The sequence below is a fragment of the Aeromonas sp. s8 genome (assembly GCF_040907785.1).
GTDB classification, from domain to species: Bacteria; Pseudomonadota; Gammaproteobacteria; order Enterobacterales; family Aeromonadaceae; genus Aeromonas; species Aeromonas veronii.
Genome location: NZ_JBFOCL010000050.1, coordinates 20,351 through 35,777, shown reverse-complemented (window position 1 = coordinate 35,777; position 15,427 = coordinate 20,351). Strand labels below are relative to the sequence as shown.

Here is a 15,427-nt window from a genome sequence, read left to right as displayed (position 1 = left end):
GCCCTTACCAGGCCGCTTCATAAATATGCTGGCTCTGCACCAGATCGATATCGCCGTGCTCGCCCAGACGGGTCATGCCGTGCTCACCCAGCTTGCCGATCAGAGTGTCGATACCCAGATCTTTCAGACCGTAGTCGCGCAGTCGGGTCTTGACCCCCATCCGCTCGAAGAAGTCGCGGGTCGCGGCGATGGCATCGTCGATGCGCTCCGCTTCGCTGCCGCTGTCCAGACCCCACACCCGCTCTGCGTATTGCAGCAGCTTGGCATGTTTCTGTTTGCGCTTGGCCTGCAGCAGGGCAGGCAGCACCACCGCCAGAGTCTGGGCGTGGTCGAGGCCGTGCAGGGCAGTCAGCTCGTGACCCAGCATGTGGGTGGCCCAATCCTGCGGCACACCGGCACCGATCAGGCCGTTCAACGCCATGGTGGCGCTCCACATGATGTTGGCGCGCACCTCGTAGTTGTGCGGCTCTGCTAGCGCCTTGGGCCCCTCTTCGATCAGGGTCAGCAGCAAGCCTTCGGCGAAGCGATCCTGCACCTTGGCATTGACCGGATAGGTGAGGTACTGCTCCACTATGTGGACGAAAGCATCCACCACACCGTTCGCCACCTGACGCTCGGGCAGGGTGTAGGTGAGCACCGGATCGAGCACGGCGAAGCGCGGCATCACGAACGGCGAGAAGAAGTGCACCTTGTCGCCACTGCTGCGACGGGTGATGACGGCCCCCATGTTCATTTCGGAACCGGTTGCCGGCAGGGTCAGCACTGAGCCGAGCGGGATGGCGGAGCGCACTTCGCTGCCGACGGTCTCGAGAATGTGCCAGGGATCCTTGGCCAGATCGTAGTGCGCGGCAGCAGCGATAAACTTGGTGCCATCGAGCACGGAACCACCACCAACGGCGAGCAGGAAGTCGACCCGCTCGGCACGGGCCAGCTCCACGGCGCCCATCAGGGTCTCGTAGGCCGGGTTCGGTTCGATGCCGCCAAATTCAAACAGGGTCATGCCAGCCAGCTCGTTGCGAATCTGTTCCAGCAGGCCGCTGCGTACCACGCTGCCGCCACCGTAGGTGATCATGACGCGGGCATCGCTCGGAAGCTGCTCGCGCAGCTGGGCGATCAGCCCTTGGCCGAACAGGATTTTGGTCGGGGTATGGAGAGTAAAGTTGTTCATCGACATTGCCTTCTTCTGATAGTCAGGGCGGCCAGGCCGCGAAATCGTGATTGCATTTTTCTCCAGAACCACTCTACCATCAAGACAACATCCTGCTTGATTCTTGCCTATTTCTACAAAGCAGCGAAAACCGGAACTGTCGAATCAAAGAGCGCCCATGCAAAACCGTTACAGCGACCTCGCAACCAGATTGACCCGCCACGTCACCGCCCCCGGCATCACCCCATCACCGGTGAAACAGGTCAACCTCATCTATACCACCGAGCACCATGGCCGCACCCCGGTGCTCTACCAACCGCGGATGATCGTTATCCTGCAGGGACACAAGGTGGGTTATCTGGCGGATCAGGTGTTTCGCTACGACCCCAACCACTATCTGCTGATGACCCTGCCGCTGCCCTGCGAGTGCGAGTGCTTCGCCTCCCCCGAGCAGCCGCTTATCGGTTTTACCATCGAGATCGATCTGGTAACCCTGCAAGAGCTGCTGCTGGAGCTGGGCGATGCCCTGCCCGCCCCCGCGCCGCAAAAGAGCGGCGTCCACTCGGTCCCCCTGTCGGAAACCATGTTCTGCGCCGCCGAGCGACTGATCGAGCTGATGGACAACCCGCTGCACGCCAGGGTGCTGGGGCCGCAGACGGTGCGGGAGATGCTGTTCCACGCCCTCACCGAGGGGGGCGGCCCGGCGCTGCAGGCGCTCGCCAATCGCCACAACCATGTGGGCCAGATCGCCCGGGTGCTGCGTATGATAGAGTCCCGTTATGCCGACAACCTCACCATGGAGGAGCTGGCGCGGGAGGTGAACATGAGCGTCTCCGCCTTTCACCACCACTTCAAGGCGGTCACTGCCACCTCGCCGCTGCAGTACATCAAGTCGTTTCGCCTGCACAAGGCGCGGATGATGATGTTGCACGACGGCATCAAGGCGGGCACCGCGGCGGCCAGAGTCGGTTACGAGAGCAACTCCCAGTTCAGTCGGGAGTACAAGCGCTTCTTCGGCAGCACGCCGACGGATCAGGCCTCCCGCTTCCGGGATGGCCAGCTGCGCATCATTGAGGGATAACAAGAGAGGGATTACTTATGCGTTCACTGCTTTGCCTGTTCACCGCTTTACTGCTGACGGCCTGTACCGGGATAGCCGACGGCATTCGCCCCGTTACCGGCTTCCAGCTCGATCGTTATCTTGGCACCTGGTACGAAATCGCCCGCCTCGACCACAGCTTCGAGCGGGGGCTGGAGCAGGTGAGCGCCACCTACAGCCTGCGGGACGATGGCGGCGTCAAGGTGCTCAACCGCGGCAAGCAGAGCGATGGCAGCTGGCGCGAAGCCGAGGGCAAGGCCTACTTCGTCGATAGTCCTGACGAGGCGCGGCTCAAGGTGAGTTTCTTCGGCCCCTTCTACGGCGGCTACAACGTCATCGACCTCGACCCCGATTACCAGCTCTCGCTGGTGACCAGCTACAACCACGACTACCTCTGGATCCTCTCCCGCTCACCCAACCCGCCCAAGGCGAAAGTGGATGCGCTGGTCGCCAAGGCGAAGTCGCTGGGCTTTGCCACCGACCAGCTGATTTGGGTCAAGCAGAACCCTTAAGCCAGTCGTGAAATAACAAAGGGCAGCCCGCGGGCTGCCCTTTCTGTTGCTGGCGTGGCGGGATGATCAGAGCCGGAAGCGGCCGATCTCCTGCTCCAGCCGCTCGGTCAACGACTTGAGTTCGGCCGCCTGCGCCGCCTCGCTGCCCGCCTGCTCGGCCAGCTCTTGCGAGACGTGGCGGATATTCTCGGTATTGCGGCTGATCTCGCCGGTTACCGAAGTCTGCTCCTCAGCCGCCGCCGCGATCTGGGTCGCCATGTCGCTGATGGAGCCGATCGCCTCGTTGATCCGAGCAAGGCTCTGGTTGGCCGCTTCCGCATCCTCGACGCTGGTACCCGCCAGCTGACGGCTGGTCTCCATGCCACCCACGGCGCGACGGGTGGTCTGCTGCAGGGTCTCGATCATCTGCTGGATCTCGTCGGTAGAGTCGTGGGTACGGCGTGACAGCACCCGCACCTCGTCCGCGACTACCGCAAAACCGCGGCCCTGCTCACCGGCCCGGGCCGCCTCGATGGCGGCGTTGAGCGCCAGCAGATTGGTCTGCTCGGCGATGCCGCTGATGGTCGCCAGAATGCCGCTGATCTTCTGGGCATGGCTGTCGAGCTCATTGATGATCTGGCTGGCATCGGCCACTTCGTCCGCCAGACCGGTAATGCTGCGCTGACTCTGGCCAACCTGGGATTGACCGGCGACCGCCAGTGCGACCGCATCGGTGGCGGTGGTGGCGGCAAACTCGGCGTTGCCGGCGATCTCCTGAGTGGCGGAGGCCATCTCGGTCACCGCGGTCGCCACCATCACGATCTCGTCCTGCTGCTGGCGCACCCGCTGACTGCGGGCCTGCGCCCCGGCCGCCTGAGCGCGAGACTGTGCCGCCAGCTCGACGGTCACATCCCGCAACCGGCTGACGATACCGTGCAGCCGCGCCACGAACTGGTTGAAGTTCTGGGCCAGCTGACCCACCTCATCCTTGCTGTGAGTGTTGATGTGAACGGTGAGATCCCCCTCGCCGTGGGCAATGTCGTGCAGGGCGTGCGCGACCCGACCGAGATCGGCAAACAGGTATTTGAAGGTGGCAGTGAGCAGGGCACTGAACACCAGCATCAGCACCAGGGTCAGCCCCACCAGCTCCCACAGCAGACTGCTGAGCGGCGCCTCCAGCACATCGCGATACATCACCATGGCCAGCAGCCAGTCGGTGCCCGGTACCGGTTGTACCGCCAGCAGCACATCCCGCCCGTCGAGGGTGGCGGCATGCAGCTCGCTGTTTTCGCGGCCCCACTGCTGGAAGATGGCGGCAGAGAGTCCCGGCGCCAGCTCGGCGATGGGCTTGAGCGCCAGATCCTTCTGCGGATGGCCGACGATGAGGCCGCTGCTGTCGAGCAGCATGGCGTAGCCCTCACCCTGCACCTTCATCGCCAGCACTTCGTCGATCAGCTTGTCGAGCGCCAGGTTGGCCCCCACGGCGCCGACCAGCTCCCCCTGATGGCGCACCGGCTCGGAAAGAGTGACCACCAGCTTCTGCATGGTGACGCTGACATAGGGGGCGGTGACGATGAGCTGCCCCGCCTTCACCGCATCCTGATACCAGGGGCGCTCGCGCGGGTCATAGTTGCCGGTGTTGAGGGAGGGGTCCTGCCGGGTCATCACCCCCTGCGCGGAGCCAAAATAGGTGAGGCCGAAGCCGCCCGAGGTGTAGGCCTGCTTCAGGTGGGGCACCAGCTCGGCTTGGGGGTTGTCGCTGATCAGGTTGACCAGCGCATGGACGGTGTTCTTGCGATCCGTCATCCAGTCGCCGATGGCGACCGAGTAGGCGTGGCCATAGTTGACCGCCTCGCTCTGGATGGCGCTCATGGTGCGGGATTTGAGGGTGTGAAAGGCAACGATGCCGAGCAGTGATGCCATCAGCAGCACTACGCCAAGACTGGTGGCCAGCAGCTTGCCGCGCAGAGAGAGGGTCATGACGACGAATCCTTGTTGTTGTGTCAGGCAGGGAAAACCCTGATGTATCAAAGGCTATCGGCCGCAATATGAACAGACTTTAGTGAATCTGTATATTTTCCCATCTATCAACAACAGAACACGCTATTCGTGTGAACCAGATCGCGATTCCATGCTACTGACTCTTGTAACAACAAAGCAGCAGGCTGCCCGAAGGCGGCCTGTCACTTACCCCTGATATGCACCGGCGGAGTAGGTCAGCTCATAGCTGTGGCTGTAGATCTCGACGATATTGCCGAAGGGATCTTCCATGTAGACCATGCGGTAGGGCTTCTCGCCCGGGTAGTACTCGCGCACCGGCATCCGCTGCTTGCCGCCCGCTGCGACGATGCGCGCCGCCAGCCCCTCGACATCCGGATCCTGCACGCTGAAGTGAAACACCCCGCTCTTCCAGAATTCGAAGTTGTTCTCACGGCGCTCGCTGTTGGGAAACTCGAACAGCTCGATGCCGATCTTGTCGCCGGTGGAGAGATGAGCGATACGGAAAGAACCCCAACCCGGGCCGAACACGTCGTTGCACATCACGCCGATGGCGGAGTCATCCTCGCTGATGGTGGTCGCCGGCATGATGAGATACCAGCCCATCACCTTGGTATAGAACTCGACTGCCTTGTCGAGGTCAGTCACCGTGATGCCGATGTGGGAGAAGTTGCGCGGATAGGTCATACGTCACCTTGAAATTGTGTGTGGGAAACAGGTGACATGATAGGAAGGGGCGACATAATGAAAAATAAGGTCAAACTAATGGAAGGCATAAATTAAATTTATGGTTAATCCACTCTGGCTCCACACCCTGGTGGTGGTGCATGAAACCGGCAGTTTTACCCGTGCCGCCGAGCGGCTGGATCTCACCCAGGCCGCCGTCAGTCAGCATATCTCGCGCCTCGAGGCCGAATTTGGCACCCTGCTGCTGCGCAAGCCCCGTCAGCTGGAGCTCACTCCGCGCGGGCTGGTGCTGCTCGACTTCGCCCGCCAGCAGGCGCAGGCAGCCGAACAGCTGCGAGCGCGCCTCTCTGACGATGACCCTCACCGCGGCGCCATCACCCTGTCCACCCCGGGTAGCATTGGTCTGCTGCTCTATCCCCTGCTGCTCGACCAGCAACAGGAGCACCCCGGACTCACTATCCAACACCGCTTCGCCCCCACCCCCGACATAGTGCAGGCGGTACTGGCGGGGCGCAGCGATCTGGGACTGGTGGATCAGCCGCCGGAGCACCCCAGCATTACCACCGAGCCCTTCGCCCGCGAACCCCTTTGTCTGGTGGTGCCCAACGATGGCGAGGAGCAGAGCTGGCAGCACCTCTGTCAGCTCGGCTTTATCGACCACCCGGATGGCCGCAGCATGGCACAACGCCTGTTGGGACGACGCTACCCCGGCCAGCGCGTTGACGAGGTCCCGCTGCGCGGCTTTACCAACCAGATCGGCCTGATCCTGGAGCCGGTCGCCCGCGGCCTCGGCTTTACCGTGCTGCCCCGCTTCGCCGTCACCGCCTTTGCCCAGCAGGAGAAGATCCGGGTGATCCAGAGCAGCATTGAAGTGATCGACACCCTCTGGCTGATCTACCGCGCCGAGTGGCCGCTCCCCGCCCGCCACCAGCGGCTGGTCACCGTCCTGAAACAGCGGGTTGCTGCACACTGAACGCTCTTGCGTCAGACATCGAGATCAATGTGGCCACAGTCACCGAGGGCTAGCGGCAAGAAGAAGAGAAAGGAGAGAGGGATAAATTGGCGAACGCCGGAAATGCGAAAGGCCAGCTCAATGAGCTGGCCTTTCTGAAAATGGCAGGGGCGGCAGGACTCGAACCCGCAACCATCGGTTTTGGAGACCGCTGTTCTACCAATTGGAACTACGCCCCTGCAACAAACGAGGCGTAGTATACAAAGTGGAGATCAAAGGTAAAGGCTTTTTTTACGCTTTCGATGCGATTGCACAAATCCCGAACAAGTCGCGATTGTTTGTGCAGCAAAGCGGGATAACTTGCTGTATTTGCAGCCCTGCCGGGGTAGGAATGGGACATAAATGGGGGTAGGGTGAAATCAGGTACCGGGAGGCCACTTATGCTCAATTACCGATTGCTCCAACAACTGGCGCCCCTCAACTTCAGGGATGAACGCAAGACAGAGTCCCTGCCCGCCTATCTTGAACGGGTCGCGCCGCTGGTGCCCTTTATTCCTGAAAATGTGCTCTCCCAGTGGATTTACCGTCATTGGCGCGGTTTTGAGTCCAACTGGAGCTTTATCGATCTCGCCAGCCATCAATTCACCTGTGAAAGCTGGCCCACCGCGCAACTGGTGGATCAGGTGGACTCCCGCCATATGGAGGTGATCGAGCGCTGGGGCGAGATGCTGCGCAGCAACCGGTATGTCCGTCGCTCCTGGCTCGGCGAGAAGATGCTGAGCGACGGCACCTGGCCCGAGCCGGTTATCGTACTGGCGCCAGAGGAGGGAGCCAGCTACCCGAACGGCCATCCCCTGCCCCGCCCCTACTGCCTGCTGGAAGGGCACCACAGACTCGGTTATTTGCGCGCCATGGCCCGCGATGGGGAATCGCTGCAAGAGACGCACAGAGTGTGGATTTGTCGTCATGTTTCCGATACTTAAACGTTTTTCATGCTGAAATTGGCATCGGAAATAAAATTTTGACAATTAAAAAAGCGGCCCTATAATCTGTCCGGTTTTGAAAAAGGTCGGGACGAAACGATGCAGTTTTTGATTCAGAAAACAGCCTTGCAGACGGGTGGTGCGCACCAGAGCGGCCCCGTTGTTTCCGGTTCCCACCCCAACGATCCCCAGTTATTTTTAAAAAAAGCCCCTGTTTCAGGGGCTTTTTTTTGTGCCCGAAAAACCTCCAATGATGTCAAAGGGAATGCAGACGATGACCAATCCACTCTATAAGAAACATGTCATCTCCATTTCGGACCTGACCCGGTCAGAAATGGAACTGGTAGTCTCAACCGCACAACGGTTGAAGGCTGAACCTGACACCAGCCTGTTGAAAGACAAGCTGGTTGCCAGCTGCTTCTTCGAAGCCTCCACCCGCACCCGCCTCTCGTTCGAGACCGCGGTACAGCGCCTTGGCGGCAACATCATCGGCTTCGCCGACGGTGGAAACACCAGCGCCAAGAAGGGCGAGACGCTGGCTGACTCCATCAAGATCATCGGCTCCTACTCGGATGCGGTGGTGATGCGCCATCCGAAAGAGGGTGCGGCCCGTCTGGCCTCCGAGTTCTCCCGCGTGCCGGTCATCAACGGCGGCGACGGCTCCAACCAGCATCCGAGCCAGACCCTGCTCGACCTGTTCACCATCCATGAGACCCAGGGTCGTCTGGACAACCTCAACGTCGCCTTCGTCGGTGACCTGAAATATGGCCGCACCGTCCACTCGCTGGCCCAGGCCCTCAGCTTGTTCAACTGCCGCTTCTTCTTCATCTCCCCGGAAGCGCTGGCGATGCCGGACTACATCTGCGAAGAGCTGGAAGAGAAGGGTATCCAGTTCAGCGTCCACCAGACCATGGAAGAGGTAATGCCGGAGCTGGACATCCTCTACATGACCCGCGTCCAGAAAGAGCGTTTCGACGAGACTGAATACAAGCACATGGCTGCCAAGTTCATTCTGGAGCTGGCGACTCTGGAAGGGGCCAAGCCCACCATGAAGATCCTGCATCCCCTGCCCCGCGTCGACGAGATCGATGTGGCGGTCGACAAGACTCCCCACGCTTGCTACTTCCAGCAAGCGGAGAACGGGGTCTATGCACGCCAGGCGCTGCTGGCACTGGTACTGAACGAAACTGTCTGAGCTTAGGGGAATATCATGTCTGACAAGAACCAACTGCAAGTCGAAGCCATCCGTCACGGCTCCGTCATCGATCACATCCCCGCTGGCCAGGGCATCAAGATCCTCAAGCTGTTCCAGCTGGTTGAAACCCAGGAGCGGATCACCGTCGGCTTCAACCTGAAATCCGGTGCGCTGGGCAAGAAGGATCTCATCAAAATTGAGAACACCCGCCTGACCGAGCAACAGGCCAACCAGCTGGCGCTGTTCGCCCCGAAAGCGACCGTCAACATCATCGAAGACTTCAATGTGGTGAAGAAGCACCAGCTGGAGCTGCCGGAGTTCATCGCAGGAGTGTTCCACTGCCCCAACTCCAACTGCATCTCCCACAACGAGCCGGTAGACAGCTACTTCCGGGTGCGCGAAGTGAAAGGCGTGGTGCGGATGAAGTGCAAATATTGCGAGAAGTCCTTCACTCAGGACATCGTCAGCGAGCGTTACTGATATCTGATTGGGCCCCGCGGGGCCCATTTTTGAACCCTGTCACATCACCGAATTTCCAGTCAGCTATAATTTGCCATCGCAAGATGGTAATGCCCGCTCATTCCCTGCATATAGATGGATTATCAGTGTTTTTGCCTGATAACTGACTACTATGGCAGATATCGCGCGCTTACCTCCGGTCATCATCAAAGGAATTCGCCGTGGTCAAAACCCTCAGTCGTCCCGTTGCCCAAGAGCCCGATCTGGCCCAGCTGGATGCCTGTCGCCAGATCATCGGTCAGCACTGCTACAGCACCCAGGAAGAGATCCGCCGCGAGCTGTCGGAGCGCGGCTTTGCCGACATCAGCCAATCCACCATCTCCCGCCTGCTGCGCCGCCTCGGCGTGGCCAAGGCCCAAAATGCCAACGGCAAGAAGGTCTACACCCTGGTCGATGAGCAGCTGGAGCCCGCCGGCAGCACCCGCTCGATCCACGACATGGTGCGCGAAGTGGTGCACAACCAACAAATGGTGCTGATCCACACCACTCCGGGCGCCGCCACCGTGGTGGCTCGCCTGCTGGATCGCAACGCCAATCCCGAGATCATGGGCGCCGTCGCGGGAAATGACGTGGTACTGGTCGCGCCGCGCCATATCAGCCGTACCCGTCAGGCCCATGCCGCCGTGGTGCGCACACTGGCGCAGGCCCGCTAAGCTCTCTCCCCCAAATGCACTGAGGCGACCCGCGGGTCGCCTTTTTGTTGCCTGCTATTTTGTGTCCATCACTTCTTGCGCCCATAAAAAACGGGAGCCCGCAGGCTCCCGTTTCATCTTGCTTGTTATCCCTCAGGAGAGCACGGCGCCCAGACTCAGGCAGACCACGATCAGCACGGTCAGGATACCGAGCAGCGGAGCCACCCACTTCAGCCAGCGCACATAAGGCACCTTGGCGATGGCCAGACCGCCCATGACCACGGCGGAGGTCGGGGTCACCAGGTTCACCAGACCGGAGGCAGACTGGTAAGCAGTCACCACCAGGTCGCGGCCCACGTTGGCGAAGTCGGCCAGCGGCGCCATGATCGGCATGGTCAGTACGGCCAGACCGGAGGAGGACGGCACCAGGAAGGAGAGCACCACTTCAAGCACGAACATCACGTTGATAAAGACGATGGTGGAGAGGCCGGTCACGATCCCTTCTGCACTGTGCAAAATGGTGTGAGTGATCATGCCGTTATCCATCACTACCACGATACCGCGGGCGATACCGATGATCAGCGCCACCCCTAGCAGGTCACGGGCACCGTCGATAAAGTTGGAGGTCAGCTCCTCTTCGCTCATGCGGGAGATGAGACCAACGATGATGGCAGCAGCCAGGAACACGCCGGAGATCTGCGCCATCCACCAGCCCAGCACGGCCACACCGTAGATCATCACGGCGAAGGCGGCGACGAAGATACCCAGCACGATTTTACGGGTCAGGGTGAACTCCAGCATCTGGTCGCTCTTGTTGCCAAGGAAGTGGGCACGGTTCTCTTCCCACTTGTCAGCCACCAGAGATTTACTCGGATCGCTGCGCACCATCTTGGCGTAACGCATGACGTAGGCAACACAGAGCAGCCAACCGGCGACCAGCATGGCAACGCGCAGCCAGATACCGTCGGTGAAGGAGATACCGGCGGCGTTGGCGGCGATAACGGTGGCAAACGGGTTGATGGTGGAACCCAGAGTACCGATACCGGCACCCAGCAATACGGTTGCCGCGGCGACCACAGGGTCGAAGCGGGCGGCCATCATCACCGGCACCAGCAGGGTGTAGAACGGCAGCGACTCTTCGGCCATCCCGTAGATGGTTCCGCCTGCGGCGAACAGCGCCATCAGGATCGGGATCATCCACTCTTCCCGGCCGCGCAGGCGGTCGGTCACACGTTCAATACCGGCATCGATGGCACCTGTCTTGGTCACGATGCCAAGAAAACCACCGATGATCAGGATAAAGAGGGAGACGTCGATGGCGCCAGCCTCATAGGTGTCGTGGTTGTAGAGGCCATCGATAGGTGCCAGCAGCACGTCGACGATCCCCTGGGGATTCCCCTCCACCAGTTTGTAGGTACCCGCCACCGGCACTTCTTTGCCGAGGGCTTCGTTCATGGTCATTTCATATTTGCCGGCCGGCACTATCCAGCTCAGGGCGGCCACCAGGGCGATCAGCACAAACAGTATCGTGTAGGCTGACGGGAACTTGAATTTGGTCATGGTCCAGCTTCCTTCTGTGGGTGTGGTATCCATGCAGGCTGCGGGTTGTAGGGTTAGAGGTATTATGCCGCTGTCACATGGTCGAAAAGCCGGGGGTCGCCCCCCGGCACCACTACTGCGACCTTAGTCGCCCAGCGTAGCAACCATCACTGCCTTGATGGTGTGCATCCGGTTTTCGGCCTCGTCGAACACGATGCTGTGCTCGGATTCGAACACGTCCTCGGTCACTTCCAGGCCTTTCATGCCATATTTGTCAGCCACTTCCTTGCCCATGGTGGTCTCGTCGTTGTGGAACGCCGGCAGGCAGTGCATGAACTTCACATCAGGATTCTTGGTGGCGTTGATGACATCCATGTTGACCTGATACGGAGTCATCAGTTTGACGCGCTGATCCCAGGCTTCTTTCGCTTCACCCATGGATACCCAGACGTCGGTGTAGAGGAAGTCCGCACCCAGCACACCCTCTTTCACATCTTCGGTCAGGGTGATGCGTGCGCCGGTCTCTTCGGCGATCAGGCGGCACTTGGCAACCAGCTCCTCTTCCGGCCAGAAGGCTTTCGGAGCGACCAGACGGATATCCATACCCATTTTGGCGGCGCCGACCATCAGGGAGTTACCCATGTTGTTGCGGGCATCACCCAGGTAGGCGAACTTGATTTGATCCAGACGCTTGCCCTTGCCGTGCTCCAGCATGGTCATGAAGTCGGCCAGGATCTGGGTCGGGTGGAATTCGTTGGTCAGGCCGTTCCAGACCGGGACACCGGCGTAGGCACCCAGCTCTTCGACGATCTCCTGACCGTAGCCGCGGTATTCGATACCGTCATACATGCGACCCAGTACACGGGCGGTGTCCTTCATGGACTCCTTGTGACCGATTTGGGAACCGCTTGGGCCAAGGTAGGAGACCTGAGCGCCCTGGTCGAAGGCCGCTACTTCAAACGCACAACGGGTACGGGTGGAGGTCTTCTCGAAAATCAGGGCGATGTTCTTGCCGACCAGATGCTTGCGCTCGTAGCCACCGTATTTGGCTTTCTTCAGGTCGATGGCCAAGTCGATCATGTATTGGATTTCGCGCGGGGTGAAGTCCAGCAGTTTCAGGAAGTTACGGTTACGCAGATTAAAAGCCATGATGAGTTCTCTCTATATATGTTTCAGACCAGTTCGGGCAGTAGTGTTGACTACGCATTCTCAGTACAGATATCGGTAATTACGCATGTACGGTGCGGGTGGCGACGATATTGGTGCCGGCTTCTCCCTTGAGGATGGCGAGGCCATCTTCCAGCGAGCCGATGCCGACCATGCCGCCGGTCGCTTTGACAAATTCACAAGAGGCTTCGACTTTCGGTCCCATGGAACCTGCGTCGAACTTGACCCCGGCCAGCTCGTCCGGGCTGGTGACTCGCAGCGGACGCTGGGTCGGTTTGCCCCAATCCAGATAGACGGCATCGGCATCGGTCAGGATCAGCAGGGCGTCGGCCTTGATCTGCTTGGCCAGATAGGCGGCAGACATGTCTTTGTCGATGACGGCTTCGATACCGGTCAGGCTCTGACCATCCCAGGTCACAGGGATACCGCCACCACCGGTACAGATGATGAGGTGGCCCTGGGCAATCAGGGTTTCGATGGCGTCGCCTTCAACGATGCGCTGGGGCAGCGGGGATGGCACTACACGGCGGAAGAACTTGCCGTCAGCCTTGACCACCCAGTGCTTCTCTTCTGCCAGGGTGCGGGCTTCAGCCTCTTCGTAGACGGGGCCGATAAATTTGGTCGGATTGGCAAACGCCGGATCCTTGGGATCGACCTGCACCTGAGTCAGCAGCGCGGTGACGTTGCGGCTCGGCATCAGGTTTTTCAGCTCCTGGATCAGCATGTAGCCGATCATGCCCTGGGACTCGGCACCCAGCACATCCAGCGGATAGGGGGATACCTTGGTGTAGGCGCTGTTTTGCAGGGCCAGCAGGCCGACTTGCGGGCCGTTGCCATGCACCAGCACCACGTTGTACTCCTGAGCGATCAGGGCGATGGTCTTGGCGGCAGTTGCGATGTTCTTGCGCTGGATATCCGCTTCCAGTGGCTCACCACGACGGAGCAGTGCATTGCCACCCAGAGCGACGACGACAGTTGGTTTTTTCATAGTGGTTAATCTCGAGTTTGGTTCTGTGTGGCGCCAGCTTCTGCCGGCGCCACGCCGTCTCATCAGATGCTGTCGCGTTCCATCGGGCAGCTCATGCAGCGGGCGCCGCCGCGGCCACGGCCCAGTTCATCACCCGGAATGGAGAGAACTGTGATACCGGCCTTGTCATATTTCTCGTTGGTGTAGGTATTGCGCTCGTAACCCACCACCACGCCGGGACGTACGGTCAGCACGTTGTTGGCGTCGTTCCACTGCTCGCGTTCGGCTTCGAAGCTGTCACCGCCAGTGGTGATGATCTTCAGCTGATCCACGCCCAGTGCTTTCTCGATAGCGGTGACGAAGTAGCCCTCTTCCTTGATGTTCATGCCGGTGGCGCCGCCCGGAGTCAGGCTCCAGCACTGCACGTCCTTGCGGATCACTTCCGGATAGACGGAGAAGGTGTCGATATCCATGTGGGTCATGACGGTATCCAGGTGCATGCAGCTGCGGTGTTTCGGCAGCTCCATAGCGATGACCTGCTTGGCCTGACCATGTTTGAACAGGCTGCGAGCCAGGTGCTCGACACCTTGCGGGGTGGTGCGCTCGGACATGCCGATCAGCACGGCACCGCGGCCGATAACCAGTACGTCGCCACCCTCGATGGTGGAGTTGTCGTAGTCACGCTCCTCGTCACCGAAGTACTTGATGAAGTCCTGACCGGCAAACATCGGGTGCCAGCGGTAGATGGCCTTCACATGATTGGTTTCGCGGCGACGAGCCGGTTTGGCCATCGGGTTGATGGAGACGCCACCGTAAACCCAGCAGGAAGTGTCACGAGTGAAGAGGTGGTTGGGCAGCGGCTCGATGATGAAATCGGTCGGAGCGTGCATGCCCACTACCATGTTGACGCCGCTGTAGGGCATCTCGGAGTAGGTCAGGCCGCCGGAGAGAATGCGGGCCAATTCGCGATGCGGCATGTCAGCCAGGAAGCAGCGCACGTCGTTGGCAAAAGAAGAGCCGAGGCGATAGTCGGAGACCTGATGTTGCAGCAGCCAGGTTTTGGCTTCCGGCACATCAAGTGTTTCGGCCAGCAGATTGGTCAGCAGGAAAACTTCGACATTCTGATCGCGCAGTACCTGAGCGAATTTGTCGTGCTCCTGACCGGCGCGTTCAACTGACAGGACGTCATCGAACAGCAGATCCTGGCAGTTGGAAGGAGTCAGACGCTTCAGACTGAGGTTGGGGCGGTGCAACATGACACGGCGCAATTGGCCAACTTCAGAACCTACATAAAATTTGCTCATGATTATATTCCGTCTAGCAGTGGTCCCTGCGAGTGATTGAATAGATTCCTTCTATTCATGCTCGTGGCTAAGGCGGGATATTCTTTATGTAGGGTAATCGGCTTATGTTCTATCCTGCCCTTGCCTTTCGAGACCGAGGTTAGCCCTGCGAATCACGACAAACTTAGACATTGATCACATTCACTCAGAACTGAATATATTCACCATCCAATCTATGACCCCGGTAGCAAATTGCGCATTTTCCACACAAAGCACACCGAATAACCATGCAAAACCACCCCGCTATATTTCAGGTTGATTCATTTTTTATTCATGCCAGTTAACTGGAGTGATTAAATGCAAATAACAAAAACTGTTAAAAATCATTACTGTAAATAACTTTACAAATAGAATTTGAATATTACTCACTAGGTATTGAATACATCGCCGTGACGGGAGGAACGCGGGAGAAATAAATACTCACATCTACCACATTCACTGCATAAATCTTTTCTTGTTCCAGATCATGGCATTGATGCCAACCCCATCAGGCTCGGCCTTATAAGTCATCACCTCTTTGTGCAGTTCAACTTAATATGCACAAAGTCCGCATCAAGGTGGGCAGCCATCCTCGTCGGTCACCACAACGCCTTTTGATACTTTTTTCATTAATTGAATTTATTCGTCTCACCTTGCACTGGCGCCAACCTCGACTTAACTCAGAAAGTGATCCAGATCACACAGGAATGGCACTACCAAGGAGTTGTT

General features: G+C 59.2%; 15 protein-coding genes and 1 tRNA gene. 8 read left to right on the top strand and 8 right to left on the bottom strand.

Annotation, left to right across the window (positions count from 1 at the left end; all coding sequences use genetic code 11):
• Positions 1-4: 4 nt before the first annotated feature.
• Positions 5-1,168, bottom strand: a complete 1,164-nt coding sequence (yqhD, locus tag AB5Y86_RS18485) for an alcohol dehydrogenase (RefSeq protein ID WP_368193745.1) — start codon at positions 1,166-1,168, stop codon at positions 5-7.
• Positions 1,169-1,325: 157 nt separating this feature from the next.
• Between yqhD and AB5Y86_RS18480 the strand changes: the two genes are divergently transcribed.
• Positions 1,326-2,228, top strand: coding sequence for an AraC family transcriptional regulator (locus AB5Y86_RS18480; RefSeq protein WP_005339751.1), 903 nt, complete (start codon positions 1,326-1,328; stop codon positions 2,226-2,228).
• A gap of 17 nt (positions 2,229-2,245) precedes the next feature.
• Entirely contained in the window at positions 2,246-2,758 is a 513-nt protein-coding gene (locus tag AB5Y86_RS18475; RefSeq protein WP_040070068.1) for a lipocalin family protein, read from the top strand.
• 66 nt (positions 2,759-2,824) lie between these two features.
• Here the strand turns inward: AB5Y86_RS18475 and AB5Y86_RS18470 are convergent, their stop codons facing one another.
• Complete coding sequence (locus AB5Y86_RS18470; RefSeq protein ID WP_368193743.1) at positions 2,825-4,717, bottom strand: methyl-accepting chemotaxis protein; 1,893 nt, start codon at positions 4,715-4,717, stop codon at positions 2,825-2,827.
• A 207-nt stretch (positions 4,718-4,924) separates the two neighbouring features.
• Positions 4,925-5,422: a lactoylglutathione lyase family protein gene (locus AB5Y86_RS18465; protein ID WP_064338952.1), complete on the bottom strand. Its 498-nt coding sequence runs from the start codon at positions 5,420-5,422 to the stop codon at positions 4,925-4,927.
• Between the two features lie 100 nt (positions 5,423-5,522).
• On the opposite strand from AB5Y86_RS18465, the gene AB5Y86_RS18460 reads away from it, so the two are divergent.
• Positions 5,523-6,395, top strand: coding sequence for a LysR family transcriptional regulator (locus tag AB5Y86_RS18460; protein ID WP_368193741.1), 873 nt, complete (start codon positions 5,523-5,525; stop codon positions 6,393-6,395).
• Between the two features lie 141 nt (positions 6,396-6,536).
• On the opposite strand, the gene AB5Y86_RS18455 is transcribed toward AB5Y86_RS18460, so the two are convergent.
• Positions 6,537-6,613: transfer RNA gene (locus AB5Y86_RS18455), tRNA-Trp, on the bottom strand.
• Between the two features lie 201 nt (positions 6,614-6,814).
• On the opposite strand from AB5Y86_RS18455, the gene AB5Y86_RS18450 reads away from it, so the two are divergent.
• The 5 genes from AB5Y86_RS18450 (at position 6,815) to AB5Y86_RS18430 (ending at position 9,724) form a co-directional block, all read left to right on the top strand.
• Positions 6,815-7,357, top strand: coding sequence for a hypothetical protein (locus tag AB5Y86_RS18450; RefSeq protein ID WP_201913351.1), 543 nt, complete (start codon positions 6,815-6,817; stop codon positions 7,355-7,357).
• Positions 7,358-7,456: 99 nt separating this feature from the next.
• Complete coding sequence (locus AB5Y86_RS18445) at positions 7,457-7,651, top strand: hypothetical protein (protein WP_013724188.1); 195 nt, start codon at positions 7,457-7,459, stop codon at positions 7,649-7,651.
• On the top strand, positions 7,632-8,552 hold the full coding sequence (gene pyrB, locus AB5Y86_RS18440) for an aspartate carbamoyltransferase (protein ID WP_005339735.1): 921 nt from the start codon (positions 7,632-7,634) through the stop codon (positions 8,550-8,552). Before AB5Y86_RS18445 ends, pyrB begins: the two co-directional genes overlap by 20 nt.
• 15 nt (positions 8,553-8,567) lie before the next feature.
• Positions 8,568-9,032 carry an aspartate carbamoyltransferase regulatory subunit gene (gene pyrI / locus AB5Y86_RS18435; RefSeq protein ID WP_005339730.1) on the top strand — a complete coding sequence of 155 codons (465 nt, stop codon included), beginning with the start codon at positions 8,568-8,570 and terminating at the stop codon, positions 9,030-9,032.
• Positions 9,033-9,232: 200 nt separating this feature from the next.
• Positions 9,233-9,724, top strand: a complete 492-nt coding sequence (locus AB5Y86_RS18430) for an arginine repressor (RefSeq protein WP_005339728.1) — start codon at positions 9,233-9,235, stop codon at positions 9,722-9,724.
• A gap of 132 nt (positions 9,725-9,856) precedes the next feature.
• Here AB5Y86_RS18430 and AB5Y86_RS18425 read toward each other — a convergent pair whose 3' ends face one another.
• The 4 genes from AB5Y86_RS18425 to arcA form a co-directional block, all read right to left on the bottom strand.
• On the bottom strand, positions 9,857-11,263 hold the full coding sequence (locus tag AB5Y86_RS18425; RefSeq protein ID WP_005339725.1) for a YfcC family protein: 1,407 nt from the start codon (positions 11,261-11,263) through the stop codon (positions 9,857-9,859).
• 123 nt (positions 11,264-11,386) lie between these two features.
• Positions 11,387-12,391, bottom strand: a complete 1,005-nt coding sequence (argF, locus tag AB5Y86_RS18420) for an ornithine carbamoyltransferase (protein ID WP_005339721.1) — start codon at positions 12,389-12,391, stop codon at positions 11,387-11,389.
• A 79-nt stretch (positions 12,392-12,470) separates the two neighbouring features.
• Positions 12,471-13,397, bottom strand: a complete 927-nt coding sequence (gene arcC, locus AB5Y86_RS18415; RefSeq protein ID WP_005339719.1) for a carbamate kinase — start codon at positions 13,395-13,397, stop codon at positions 12,471-12,473.
• Between the two features lie 62 nt (positions 13,398-13,459).
• On the bottom strand, positions 13,460-14,680 hold the full coding sequence (gene arcA / locus AB5Y86_RS18410) for an arginine deiminase (protein WP_005339718.1): 1,221 nt from the start codon (positions 14,678-14,680) through the stop codon (positions 13,460-13,462).
• Between the last annotated feature and the right edge of the window lie 747 nt (positions 14,681-15,427).